Raw genomic sequence first — 11,606 nt, forward strand, 5'->3', positions numbered from 1 at the left:
GCCAGCTGCGGCCGGTTTCGGCTAGGGATGCACGTTCGGGAATTCCCCTGTGGGCTGTTCACCCTGGTCGTAAATTTCGCGGGGCGAGCCGACGATCTTCGGGTCGGGAGTGCCGACAACCCGGTGGTCCTTACCCGGGTAATCGAACAGCGATAGAACGTGGCGCATTGCTTCGAGTCGGGCACGCTTTTTGTCGTTCGACTTCACGACCGTCCAGGGCGATTCGGCAGTGTCGGTGTAAAAAAACATCGCTTCTTTGGCGTCCGAGTAGTCGTCCCACTTGTCGAGCGAGGCGAGGTCGGTCGGCGACAGCTTCCACTGGCGCACGGGGTCGTCACGACGCGAGGCGAAGCGCGAGAGCTGCTCGGCACGCCCCACCGAGAACCAAAATTTGATGATGTGAATACCCGAGTTCACGAGCATCCGCTCAAATTCGGGTGCCGAACGCGTGAACTCGAGATATTCGGTGGGCGTGCAATAGCCCATGACCCGCTCAACACCGGCGCGGTTATACCAAGACCGGTCAAACAGCACGATCTCGCCGCCCGAGGGAAGATGCTCGACGTAGCGCTGGAAGTACCACTGGGTTGCTTCTTTTTCGGTGGGCTTTTCGAGTGCCACGGTGCGGGCCCCGCGCGGGTTCAGGTGTTCCATAAAGCGCTTGATTGCGCCGCCCTTACCCGCTGCATCGCGGCCCTCAAAAATGATGATGATTTTTTGGCCGGTTTCTTTCACCCAGGTCTGCAGTTTGAGCAGCTCAATCTGTAACTGACGCTTCTGACGCTCGTAGACACGACGGGTCAGTTTTTTGTCGTAGGGATATCCCTGGCGCCACGCATCCGGGTCGGCGCTGCTGTGACCGCGCAATTCGCGCAGTTCGTCGACTTCATCGGCCATATCGGGAAGGCCCGCTTTGTCGAGGCGATAGGTGGATGAATCGTCAGCTCGCAGCGAATCGAGCGTGGTGAAGGTGGTTGCCCGCTTTGCGGCGGCACCCGCGGCAGCCTTGCTTTCTTGGTTCGGCTTCTTGTTTGCGGTTGCCTTGATGCTGGCGTCTTGATCCTGACTCATGCCTTAATTTTATGCCGTTCATAACGGGCCTCGAAATCGCTGTACGTCGAGCACAAAAAACTGTGTCCCCACCGGAATTTCGGTGGGGACACAGCCAAACGAATGCGAATTTGTAACTAGCGGCGAAGGCCGAGTCGCTCGATGAGCGAACGGTAGCGCTCAATGTCGACGTCAGCGAGGTAGCTGAGCAGACGACGGCGCTGACCAACCATCAGCAGCAGTCCGCGGCGCGAGTGGTGGTCGTGCTTGTGGAACTTGAGGTGCTCGGTGAGCTCTTTGATGCGAGCGGTCAGCAGTGCGACCTGCACCTCGGGGCTGCCCGTGTCACCCTCGTGAGTGGCGTACTCGGCAATGATGTCGTTCTTCTGCTGTGCGTCCAGTGCCATGGGCATTCCCTTCGTTCGCTGCGCGGCGCGCCTCACCCATTGTGAGAGCTCTCTCTATCCGCGGCCGATTACACGGCAACCTGACCACTATACCCGACAATCGAATGGGCTTGCAAATGCAAATGACATGCGGGACATCGGGAAAGCGCGTGCCGGCCCGCAACTACGGACCGGCACGGCACTCGAGCGAATGAAAACGCCTACTTCACGCCCAACAGGTCAATCACAAAAATCAGTGTGCGTCCCGAGAGCGGGTGTCCCCCGGCATTGCCGTAGGCAAGCTGCGGCGGGCAAATGAGTTTACGGCGGCCACCCACACGCATACCGGGAATGCCCTCCTGCCAACCCTTCACGAGCATCGCGAGCGGAAACTCGATCGGTTCGCCGCGCGACCAGGATGAGTCAAACTCGGCGCCCGATTCGTAGTCGACACCGAGATAGTGCACATTTACGATGCCGCCGGCCTGCGCCTCATCACCGTCACCAACGGTGATGTCTTCAATAATGAGTTCGGTCGGTGCCGGACCCTCGGGCATATCAAGTTCTGGCTTCTGCAGTTCAGTCATGCTTCGATGCAACCACATTTGTTTGCGCTGCACCTGCGTGCCGCTGCTGTTGCGCGCTATTGAGCACCTCGCGGTGCTGGCGGGTCGCCTCGAGAAGTGCCCGTTCAAGCGGCCTGCGAAGTGGATCGCGCTTGTCGACCGCGGCGTGTTCGCGCGCGAAGGCGAGCCGGGTGGCGCTGCGGATAAACCCTCGCATCGCCTCGGCAACATGCGGCGGCTGCTTTGCTGCCCAGTGCAGCGCGGCCCGGCGGGTCTTCCAGTCGGTAATCATCCGCACCTCTTCGCGCGTAAACCAGCCCGCTCGGCGGTACTCATCGAGTCGGCGGCGCAGCACTGCTACGTCTCGGTCTTGCAGACGCATCAGCATCCAGACGACCACTCCAAATAGCGGCACCTGCACAATGAGGTAGTAGATCACCCACGAAAGCGGGTTTCCTGGCTCGATACCAAGTAGCGGCAGCACCAGCACCGCGCCACCGTTCCACAGCGCGTGTAGTCCGATTGCCGCGAGCAATCCGACGGCACCGGCCACAACAAACCGCCACGCTTCGTGGTGCCGCGCGGCCCATCCGATCGCCAGGCCAAACACCCCCGTGAACAGCACGTGAGCGAAAGGCGAGAGGATGCAGCGCACCACGAGCATCCACATAAACTCGGTGCCGAACGATTCACTCGAGGCGAAATAAATAATGTTCTCGGTAAAGGCGAACCCGGCGCCAATCATGGCCGCGTAAATAAAACCGTCGAGCGGACCGCCAACCTCGCGGCGAGCAATGAGCACTATGAGCAGCAGCCCGAGTGATTTCATCGCCTCTTCAAGCACCGGTGCCTGCACCAACAGTGAAAACACCGCTTGTGGCAGCTGCTCGGTGACATAGTTTTCGGCCACGTCCACCAGGAAGTTTCCGGTCAGTAACGTCCCAGCCACTGCCGCCCCGGCGCCATAAATGGCCATGAGCGCAAGTAAGAGTGGCGGTTCGGGTTCCCAGCGATCGAGATAGGCGACCGCGGCCAGCACCAGTGAGAGCGGGATGAGCGCCGGCAGCACCATGATGAGCGCGTTCACCCGCCAGGTCGACAGCATCCACCCCAGCGTAATGAGCGCAATTAGCAACAGGAGCGCCAGCGCGATAAGCCAAGCCAGCGGCACCAAGCGCGCACGGTTCCGAACACGCCGAAGCCGCTCATCAAGCTGCATCGATCGATCGGTCAGCCGCGGCGCCTGCATATCTGGGGCATTCTCCTCATCACAACGGTCGGTTTTGCCCACCGCGGCTCAAAACCATGTGCCACAAGCGCGAGCAAACGAATGCGTCTAGAGTAAACCGCACCTACGACATCTGGCCGGATGACGCGCACTCAGCCGAAACGAGCATTCCCAAGCTAGATTTACTGCATGGGCAACAAACGAATCGTGACCGTCAAAAGAGTCTTGTTCGTAACAGGGCTGGGTGTTGGCTACGTGCTCGGCGCCCGCGCCGGACGAGAACGCTACGAACAGATCGTCCGTCTAACGCGCCGAGCAGCCGCGTCTGCGCCGGCACAGCGCGCGGGTGATTTTGCCCGTGAACAGCTCGATAGCGCCTCGGAAAGCATCGCCCGCCTCACCGGCGAGCTCGAAGAAAAATCGCGCGAACTCCCCGGGAAGCTGGTTCACACTGCCGAATCGCTGCGCGCTGATCTCAAACGCCGTGCCGTCGACTTCAGCGACAGTTTTGATGATGCGCAGGCGCAGCGGCTTTTCGACGCTGCCGAGCGACACTCGGATGCGATTGACGAGCTCGAAAGTGATGATGACTCGATGATCGACACCGAAAACGCCGACGAGCGCAATCTCAATCAGCCCTAAGAATTCGGCTTCGCGCCGTTTAACGGCGCGAAGCGAATGAAAAACGGGCGGGCCTTCCGAAACTTGTTCGGGAGGCCCGCCCGTATGAGTAGGTCGCTACCTGCTAGGCAACTTCGATGCTGTCAAGGTCAACCAGGTCGAGCGAGTCGATCTGACGCTCGAACTCGGCAACCTCTTCGTCGGTGAGCAGCTTCCGGTCGCCGAGGGTCGGGATGCTGCCGGCAAGCTGTTCGGCCTGCAGCAGTTCCTCAACCTGCTCGCGGGTGAGCAGGCCCTCTTCAACCGCGATATCGGCAACCGACTCGCCGGTGCGCTGGGCGCGCTTGGCGATCTTCGAAGCGGCGGAGTAGCCAATAACCGGGTTGAGGGCGGTGACCAGACCGATGTTGGCACGCACCTGGCTCTCGGTGCGCTCGCTGTTGGCGGTGATGCCGTTTACACAGTTGACGCGCAGCGTGCGCAGTGCGCGGCGCAGCCAGGTTGAGTTCTGCATCAGCGTGTGCAGCATAACCGGCTCGAATGCGTTCAGCTGCAGCTGACCGGCCTCGACCGCCATCGACACGGTGACGTCGTTACCGGCAACCACATAGGCAACCTGGCTAACCGCCTCCGGGATAACCGGATTGACCTTACCGGGCATGATCGATGAACCGGCCTGGCGCGCGGGCAGGTTGATCTCGTTGAAACCAGCCTGTGGGCCCGACGAGAGCAGGCGCAGGTCATTACAAATCTTCGAGAGCTTCATAGCGGCGCGCTTCATCACGCTCGAAACCGACATGAACACACCGGTGTCGCTCGTGGCCTCGATGAGGTCGCTCGCGCCGACAATGTCATCGCGTCCGGTGATCTTACGCAGGTGCGGAACCACCGCGGCAGAGTAGTCGGGGTGTGCGTTAATACCGGTACCGATTGCGGTACCACCGAGGTTGAGCTCGAGAACGAGCTTCTGCACCTCGATGAGGCGGTCGATATCTTCGCTAATGGTGGTGGCCCAGCCGTGGAATTCCTGGCCGAGAGTCATCGGCACAGCATCCTGCATCTGGGTGCGGCCAACCTTGAGAACGTGGCTGAACTCGACGCTCTTCTTGAGGAATGCGTCCTGCAACAGACGGTATTCGGCAACGAGGTTTTGCATCGAGTGCACGATGCCGATCTTCACCGACGACGGGTAGGCGTCGTTGGTCGACTGCGCCATGTTGACGTGGTCGTTGGGCGAGATGTACTGGTATTCGCCCTTCTTGTGACCGGCCAGTTCGAGGGCGCGGTTGGCGATCACCTCGTTGGCGTTCATATTCGAGCTGGTGCCGGCACCACCCTGGATGACACCCACAACGAATTGATCGTGCAGCTTGCCATCGATGATCTCCTGGCAGGCGGCATCAATGTACTTACCGATTTCGGGATCGAGCTGACCGATTTCAACGTTTGCCCGGCAAGCGGCCTGCTTCACCTGTGCCAGCGCCACGATGAAGTCGGGATATACGCCAATCTTGCGTCGAGCGATGTCGAAGTTTTCGACCGCGCGAGCGGTGTTAACACCGTAGTACGCGTCAGCCGGGATCTTCATTTCGCCGATCGAATCCTGTTCGATGCGGTAGTCCTGACCGTCAACCATGAACCGCGACCTTCCTCTGTCGAAGCTACGACCGCACCGATGCGGTCATCTTTCGCTCTCACCCTATCGCAAGATGAACCGCATTCGTTTTACGTTCGCACAGAGTTTGCTGGTAGTCGTGGTGCAGATTGCCAGCCACCCAGCTAGCGACCCCGCAGCGCGTCAAGCATGAGCCCGACCAGTGCATCCACCTGCAGATCGTCTGAATGCACCAGATCCTCGTCGCTGCCGTCAAGGGCACGCGCGGCAAGTCCCTGCTTCGAATCAATGAGATCGGCCACATGTGCATCAATCGTCTGCGAGGCAATGATGCGCCAGGCGGTAACCGGCGTTTCCTGCCCGATGCGGTGCACCCGGTCGATCGCCTGGGTTTGTTCGGCAGCGGTCCAGCTCAGCTCGGCAAGCACCACATCACTTGCCACCTGCAGGTTAATTCCCACACCGGCCGCGAGCAGCGAACACACCACGACCTTCACCTCGGGATCGGTCTGGAATGCTTTCACGGCACGGTCACGCGCCAGCTGCGACTGCTCGCCGCGGATCGATACGGTGCGGATGCCCTCGGCAGCGAAGGCGGCTTCGGCGCGGTCGAGCGCCTCAACATGTTTCGCGAAGTAGACAACCTTGCCCACCGAGTGCGCCAGCTGGGCGGTGTACTGAGCTGCCAGCTCGGATTTCGCCACACCGATGCGGTGGAGCATGGCAAAAATCGAGTCGCCGGCGCTGGATGCTTTTGACTCCTGCACTTCGTGGTGCGCCACCATTTGCAGCCGCTTGAGGTCGATCGTGTGCGGCGGCAGATCGCTCGCCTGGAGGATGCGCGCGTAACGTGCCAGCAAGCGTTCCACCAGAGCCGCCTCGGCCCGACGAATCGACGATCCTTCGTCACTATCAAGCTCGATCGGCATATCGACAATGCGTTTCGATGGCAGCGATTTGGCCACATCAACCTTGCGACGCCGAACAATGCCGAGATCAATTACCTCGCGTCGTGCCGCGGCCATGAAGCCAGGGTCAGAAGGCACCAGGCCGGTTGCATCCAACCGGTCAAGTAGCTGCTGCGAAGGGCGGTACTCCCCCACCTGGCCCGGAATTTCTTCAATCCAACCCAAAAAATGCCAGATCGATTTGAAGTCCTCCACCGAATTAATCAGCGGCGTACCGGTGAGCGCCATCAGCAGCGGCCGATCACCGGGAATCTGGCCGCGCAGCGTGTTCGCCAGCTGCGTCACCAGACGAGAACGCTGCGAAGTGGGGTTTTTAATGAAGTGCGCCTCATCAACCACCATGCCCCGCAGCCCGAGACGCTGCAGCCAGCCCACGTGCCGATCAAGAATTTCGTAGTTGATGATGAACACGTCAGCAAACGCATCCACATTTTCACCATCGCCAGAAATAACCGTGGCGCGGCGTCCGGGTGTCCAACGCGCAACCTCCTGTGCCCAGTTGGTTTTCACCACGTTCGGCACGACGCACAAAAGCGGATAGGCGTCGGCAACCGATGCCGCCAAAATTGATTGCGCGGTCTTACCGAGGCCCGGCTCATCAGCCAGCAAAAACTCTCGGTGACCGTAGCGCACCGCCTCAACCAGCTGCGCCTGGTGCGGCATCAGCGCGCGTCCGGCGGGCGCTACCCGGTCGAACCGCGGTGGATCGGGCAATTCCATCGAGGCAGCCCCGCCACCGGCACCGGTTTCAAATGCTTTCAGGATGGGGTCGATCACTTCCCAATCGCGCAGCTGCGAATAGTGGGTTGCTGGCAGGGTGAGTTTTTCGAGTTTTGGTTCGAGGAAGGGCTGCGATCGCACGCGCGCCTTCACGCCCACCGGCATAACCTGCCGTTCACGCAGTTTTTCGGGCACAACGGCGCCGGTTACTGGCACATCCGGTTCGTCATCGACGACCATATCGATGCCACCGGCAAAGAGCATCTGCTTGCGCATCGCGCGCGCTTGGGGCGTGGTGGCTGTTTCGGCCTGCAAGAGGCGAATAAGCGAGGTGTCTCGCGCAGCTGTTTTCGCCATGATCGCGGCCAAACCGTCAAGCCGCTTCATCGCGTCGTTACGCTCGGCATCGCTGATGGTGTCATCAGTTTTTAGGCGCGCCCGCTCCTCGCGCATCAGCAGCGCGACCACCTGGAATTTGGTGCGGTTAGTGGCCGAGACATGCCCGCGCATCACCGCCGCTTCAACCTCGCGAACCGCTTTTGCAAGCTGCGGGATCACACCGGTGTTGTCAGTTGCGGCACGCTTTCGCCGGGCACCGTACTGCCCGCGGCGGGAATTCGACACCATGACTCCTTCACTGGCCGGCGGCGCTCGCCGCTGGCGGTTCCGATCACAACTGGGGATCGGACGAATAAAGCAACGAATCGAACGGTCAACTTTCTCGATTCGAACGCGGACGGCGAGTATGCAGATGCTCAACCATCGCAGGCGCACCGCTCATTCTAGCCGCAGCAGGGCGGTCGGATGCAATAATGAACCGCGTGACCGCCAATACCGCCGATCCCTCCCAGCCATCGAGCTCGCAGCCGTTCTCGCGTCCGCCCGCAAAACTCAGCGGCGACTGGAGCGCGCATATTGCCACCACGCTCGATCGGCTCGCCTTTGTGCTCGCGGGGCTTGATAACCGGGCGTGGGATGCACCCAGCCGATGCGAACAATGGCGGGTGCGGGATGTTGTTGGCCACCTTCTCTGGCGTTTGGGTTCAACCAACCGCGAACTGATCACCAGCGGCCTTGGGGCAACCCTCACGAGCGCACTCAACCCGAACGCGGCGATCGCAAAGATCGCTATCGAGCTCGGTGATGCTTCCGAGGCCGAGCTGCTTTCCGGGCTCGAAGAACTCTCTGCCGACAAGATGGCCGGTATTGGCCGCAGCACCGTCGTTGAACTCACCGAGGCGGTGGTGCACGCCTACGACATCACCGATGCGCTGGAGCTGCCGCTGCGCTTGAGCCCGCGCTCAACCAGCGCCGTGGCGCTGTCGCGGCTGCGGGTCGGCGGCCGCAACGCAAAGATCACTAAAAAGCATTCGCTGCGCGCAATTGACGCCGGCTGGCAGATCGGTAATGGCCCGGCGCTCGACGCCACCGCAGCCGAAATCATCATGCACCTGTTCGGCCGCACCCGGCTCAACCCGGATCAATAGCCGGCCCGATTGCTACCGGGCGGCAGGCACTTTGTGAGTCCCGTCGCCAAGCTCAGCAGCCGGCCATAAAACGCCAAGCGCCGGCTCAGCAGCCGGCCATAAAGCGCCGCGTCTCGAGCGTTTCAGCACGCATCCGCAGCCGGGTGCGAGTCTCGTCGACATCGTGCCCCATCCGCTCGATGAGCGCCTCGAGGCTGGCGAATTTTTCCATGCCTCGAATCCGCTGCACGAACGCAATATCCACCGATTCGCCGTAAAGATCGAGGTTTGCATCCAGTAGATGCGCCTCAACCTGACGCTGCGGCACACCCTCAAACGTTGGGTTGTTCCCCACCGAAACTGCGGTGGGATACACCCGGCCGCCTGAGCGGAACCAACCCGCGTACACACCATCGGCCGGAATCAGACCCTCGACCGTGGCGGGGTCGAGATTTGCGGTTGGAAATCCGAGCTCGCGACCGCGCTTTGCCCCGTGCACCACCGTGCCCGACACCACGTGGTAGCGGCCAAGCATCTGTGTGGCGAGCTCAACGTCACCGGCGCTCAGTGCTTCGCGCAACCAGGTTGACGATGCGCGCCGACCTGTTGGGCCGGGAATATCCTCGGGAACGATCACCTCGAAGCCGCGTTCGCGTCCCACGCGCCGCAGGAGCTCGACATCGCCCGCTCCCCCGCGGCCAAACCGAAAATCACTCCCCACTATGAGCAACTCGGTGCCGAGCTGCTCGACAAGCACGCGCTCGATGAACTCTTCTGGCGATAGATTCGCCAGCTCGCGGGTAAACGGCAGCACGACCGCTGCATCCACACCAAAAGTGGCTATCTGCTCGAGCTGCTGCCGCGGCGACAATATCGGTACCGGGCAGCGGTCTGGCGCAAAAAGGGCCAGCGGATGTCGATCAAATGTCACCACCACCGCGTGCAGCCCACGCCGGTCAGATTCGGCCCGCACCAGCTCAAGCAGGGTTTGGTGGCCGCAGTGCACACCATCAAACTTGCCAATTGTCACCGCCGCGGGGCGCAGCGCGGCCGGGAATTCATCGGGTTGGTAAATCGTGATCATATCGTCGACGGCTTCATTCGGGTTGCTGGACGAGACTCGAGGTAGGCGGCTCCAATGAGCGGCAAGACGAACGGAATATACAGGTATCCGCGACCAAAGCCGCTCCACACGGTGTCTGCCGGGAAATATTCGGGGTGTACGGCCGAAAGCATACCCACAGTCAGCACCCCGGCGAGCTCAAACCCCACCGCGCCGGCGGCAATACCCTGCCACGATCGGCTGCGGTGTGCCAGCGCCAAAGCGATTCCGGCGAGCAAATACACCGCCGCTGCAACCGCGCTGAGCGTATAGGCAAACGGTGCGGCATCAAAATCACGCACAATCTGCACGACGCTGCGCCCGGTGGCCCCCACAAAAAGCACGATGTACACCGCAACCAGCACCGGCGACGCCTGTTCCGGACGGCGCGGTTTACGAGCTGACGCGGTTTCGGTAGTTTTCGCAAATACGCCCAAACTACTGCCCCGCTATCCCAATAGTGGTGCGTTGCCGAGCCAGATCTGCTGCATCCGGAACACCATCACCGAAGCCGAAAGCGCCGCGATTCCCAGCACCGCATTTGCCCAGCGGCCACGATCGATAAGTGCCCACAGGATGCCGCCGAGCGGGAAGATCACCAGCGCCACCTGGTACATCCAAAACTCCAGGCCATCACCGAGGCAGACATTGCCCCACAGCGGCGCCACAATCGCGAGCACCAGCTGTACGAGTGCGAGCAGCGCCACCACCGCCACCGAACCGGCGGTGAAATCCCCCGGAGGCCGATTGCGGAACGCCTGCACCAGGCAAATGATGCCGGCGAGGGCCCCAATCCCAAACTGGAGCCACGTGTACCACTCGATCATGCGCCGCCTCCGTCACGCTGCGGAAAATTCATCAGTGTCTTTGTACGTCCGGCGCGGATTTCTACCAGCCCGATTGGTTCCCCGGCATCCGTGAGCGCGGCCACGGGCGTTCCGGCTGGCAGATCGGCGATTGTCAGCGTTGACAGCGGCTGGTCGGCGGCGGTTTGCGGCGCGATGACCGCGGCAGGTGCGGGGATGCGCTGCCCGTTACGCAGCGCTCTGGCTCGGTCGGCATCGCAGCGCATTTGCGGAAACCTGCGAACCAGCAGTTCGGTGGGTGAGAGCAGTGCCGCAGCCAACCGTCGCGCCTCATCGGTGCCCGCTTCGCTATCGGGCGCGGGACGCTCAGTAGCAAGCGCGGCCGCATCCGCAACGTGGAAGCTGCCAACGCTGGCACGCCGCAGCAGACACACGTGTGCGGGAACACCGAGTGCCAGGCCAAGGTCACGACCGAGCGCGCGAATATAGGTGCCCGAAGAACACGACACGCGCACATCCACATCCACAATCGCTTGACCCTCGGCCTCACCATGGGTGACGCGACGCACTTCCAGCTCGTGAATCGTCACCCGCCGCGATGTCAATTCGACCCGCTCACCCTCGCGAACGCGCTGATAGGCGGGTTTACCATCAATTTTGATGGCCGATACAGCACTGGGCACCTGATCAATTTCGCCAATAAATTGCGGCACCACACCCTGCACCTCGGCCGGAGTGATTGCCACAATGTCTTCCCGTCCGGCAACTTCGGTAATTTCACCGTCAGCGTCCTCGGTGTCGGTGGCGATGCCGAGCCGAATGGTTGCCTCATACTCTTTGTCGTCGCCAATAAGATACGTGAGCAGGCGGGTCGCATCCCCCACCCCAACCAGCAACAGGCCGGTTGCTGCAGGGTCGAGCGTGCCGGCATGACCGACCTTGCGGGTGCCCAGGGCTCGACGAACTCGAGCCACGACATCATGGCTGGTAATACCGGCCGGTTTGTCGATGAGCAGCAGGCCGTGCGGGCCGGTTGGTGACGAAGACATACTGTTCCCGAGTCTACCGTCAGGGCGGC

12 protein-coding genes are annotated in these 11,606 nt (G+C 61.4%); 2 read left to right on the top strand and 10 right to left on the bottom strand.

Features of this window, described 5'->3' with window-relative positions; all coding sequences use genetic code 11:
* Positions 1–21: 21 nt before the first annotated feature.
* The 4 genes from ppk2 to JMV54_RS01460 form a co-directional block, all read right to left on the bottom strand.
* Positions 22–1,071, bottom strand: a complete 1,050-nt coding sequence (ppk2, locus tag JMV54_RS01445) for a polyphosphate kinase 2 (protein ID WP_420842071.1) — start codon at positions 1,069–1,071, stop codon at positions 22–24.
* Positions 1,072–1,187: 116 nt separating this feature from the next.
* Entirely contained in the window at positions 1,188–1,457 is a 270-nt protein-coding gene (rpsO, locus tag JMV54_RS01450) for a 30S ribosomal protein S15 (protein WP_201517091.1), read from the bottom strand.
* 200 nt (positions 1,458–1,657) lie between these two features.
* Positions 1,658–2,023 carry an FKBP-type peptidyl-prolyl cis-trans isomerase gene (locus JMV54_RS01455; protein ID WP_201517092.1) on the bottom strand — a complete coding sequence of 122 codons (366 nt, stop codon included), beginning with the start codon at positions 2,021–2,023 and terminating at the stop codon, positions 1,658–1,660.
* Entirely contained in the window at positions 2,016–3,251 is a 1,236-nt protein-coding gene (locus tag JMV54_RS01460) for a PrsW family intramembrane metalloprotease (RefSeq protein ID WP_201517093.1), read from the bottom strand. Before JMV54_RS01460 ends, JMV54_RS01455 begins: the two co-directional genes overlap by 8 nt.
* A gap of 168 nt (positions 3,252–3,419) precedes the next feature.
* Here JMV54_RS01460 and JMV54_RS01465 point away from each other — a divergent pair, with 168 nt between their 5' ends.
* Positions 3,420–3,872: a hypothetical protein gene (locus tag JMV54_RS01465; RefSeq protein ID WP_201517293.1), complete on the top strand. Its 453-nt coding sequence runs from the start codon at positions 3,420–3,422 to the stop codon at positions 3,870–3,872.
* 103 nt (positions 3,873–3,975) lie between these two features.
* Here the strand turns inward: JMV54_RS01465 and JMV54_RS01470 are convergent, their stop codons facing one another.
* Positions 3,976–5,487 carry an aspartate ammonia-lyase gene (locus JMV54_RS01470; protein ID WP_201517094.1) on the bottom strand — a complete coding sequence of 504 codons (1,512 nt, stop codon included), beginning with the start codon at positions 5,485–5,487 and terminating at the stop codon, positions 3,976–3,978.
* A gap of 143 nt (positions 5,488–5,630) precedes the next feature.
* Positions 5,631–7,781 carry a DEAD/DEAH box helicase gene (locus JMV54_RS01475; protein ID WP_201517095.1) on the bottom strand — a complete coding sequence of 717 codons (2,151 nt, stop codon included), beginning with the start codon at positions 7,779–7,781 and terminating at the stop codon, positions 5,631–5,633.
* 185 nt (positions 7,782–7,966) lie between these two features.
* On the opposite strand from JMV54_RS01475, the gene JMV54_RS01480 reads away from it, so the two are divergent.
* A complete protein-coding gene (locus JMV54_RS01480; RefSeq protein ID WP_201517096.1) occupies positions 7,967–8,641 on the top strand; it encodes a maleylpyruvate isomerase family mycothiol-dependent enzyme in 675 nt (224 codons plus the stop codon).
* An 85-nt stretch (positions 8,642–8,726) separates the two neighbouring features.
* Here the strand turns inward: JMV54_RS01480 and JMV54_RS01485 are convergent, their stop codons facing one another.
* Genes JMV54_RS01485 through truB form a run of 4 tightly spaced genes read right to left on the bottom strand, consistent with a single transcriptional unit; the run spans position 8,727 to position 11,577 of the window.
* Positions 8,727–9,704 (bottom strand): bifunctional riboflavin kinase/FAD synthetase, encoded by a 978-nt coding sequence (locus JMV54_RS01485; protein ID WP_201517097.1) that lies wholly within the window; start codon positions 9,702–9,704, stop codon positions 8,727–8,729.
* Positions 9,701–10,159 (bottom strand): hypothetical protein, encoded by a 459-nt coding sequence (locus JMV54_RS01490; RefSeq protein WP_338085369.1) that lies wholly within the window; start codon positions 10,157–10,159, stop codon positions 9,701–9,703. The genes JMV54_RS01485 and JMV54_RS01490 overlap by 4 nt, the downstream gene beginning before the upstream one ends.
* 12 nt (positions 10,160–10,171) lie before the next feature.
* On the bottom strand, positions 10,172–10,549 hold the full coding sequence (locus JMV54_RS01495) for a hypothetical protein (RefSeq protein WP_201517098.1): 378 nt from the start codon (positions 10,547–10,549) through the stop codon (positions 10,172–10,174).
* A complete protein-coding gene (truB, locus tag JMV54_RS01500; protein WP_201517099.1) occupies positions 10,546–11,577 on the bottom strand; it encodes a tRNA pseudouridine(55) synthase TruB in 1,032 nt (343 codons plus the stop codon). Before truB ends, JMV54_RS01495 begins: the two co-directional genes overlap by 4 nt.
* Between the last annotated feature and the right edge of the window lie 29 nt (positions 11,578–11,606).

Source organism: Gulosibacter hominis (assembly GCF_904842695.1).
GTDB classification, from domain to species: domain Bacteria; phylum Actinomycetota; class Actinomycetes; order Actinomycetales; family Microbacteriaceae; genus Gulosibacter; species Gulosibacter hominis.

Excerpts from the sequence above, each read along its gene's own strand:
- ppk2 (WP_420842071.1), bottom strand. The coding sequence starts at position 1,071 with ATGAGTCAGGATCAAGACGCCAGCATCAAGGCAACCGCAAACAAGAAG.
- rpsO (WP_201517091.1), bottom strand. The coding sequence starts at position 1,457 with ATGGCACTGGACGCACAGCAGAAGAACGACATCATTGCCGAGTACGCC.
- JMV54_RS01455 (WP_201517092.1), bottom strand. The coding sequence starts at position 2,023 with ATGACTGAACTGCAGAAGCCAGAACTTGATATGCCCGAGGGTCCGGCA.
- JMV54_RS01460 (WP_201517093.1), bottom strand. The coding sequence starts at position 3,251 with ATGCAGGCGCCGCGGCTGACCGATCGATCGATGCAGCTTGATGAGCGG.
- JMV54_RS01465 (WP_201517293.1), top strand. The coding sequence starts at position 3,420 with ATGGGCAACAAACGAATCGTGACCGTCAAAAGAGTCTTGTTCGTAACA.
- JMV54_RS01470 (WP_201517094.1), bottom strand. The coding sequence starts at position 5,487 with ATGGTTGACGGTCAGGACTACCGCATCGAACAGGATTCGATCGGCGAA.
- JMV54_RS01475 (WP_201517095.1), bottom strand. The coding sequence starts at position 7,781 with ATGGTGTCGAATTCCCGCCGCGGGCAGTACGGTGCCCGGCGAAAGCGT.
- JMV54_RS01480 (WP_201517096.1), top strand. The coding sequence starts at position 7,967 with ATGAACCGCGTGACCGCCAATACCGCCGATCCCTCCCAGCCATCGAGC.
- JMV54_RS01485 (WP_201517097.1), bottom strand. The coding sequence starts at position 9,704 with ATGATCACGATTTACCAACCCGATGAATTCCCGGCCGCGCTGCGCCCC.
- JMV54_RS01495 (WP_201517098.1), bottom strand. The coding sequence starts at position 10,549 with ATGATCGAGTGGTACACGTGGCTCCAGTTTGGGATTGGGGCCCTCGCC.
- truB (WP_201517099.1), bottom strand. The coding sequence starts at position 11,577 with ATGTCTTCGTCACCAACCGGCCCGCACGGCCTGCTGCTCATCGACAAA.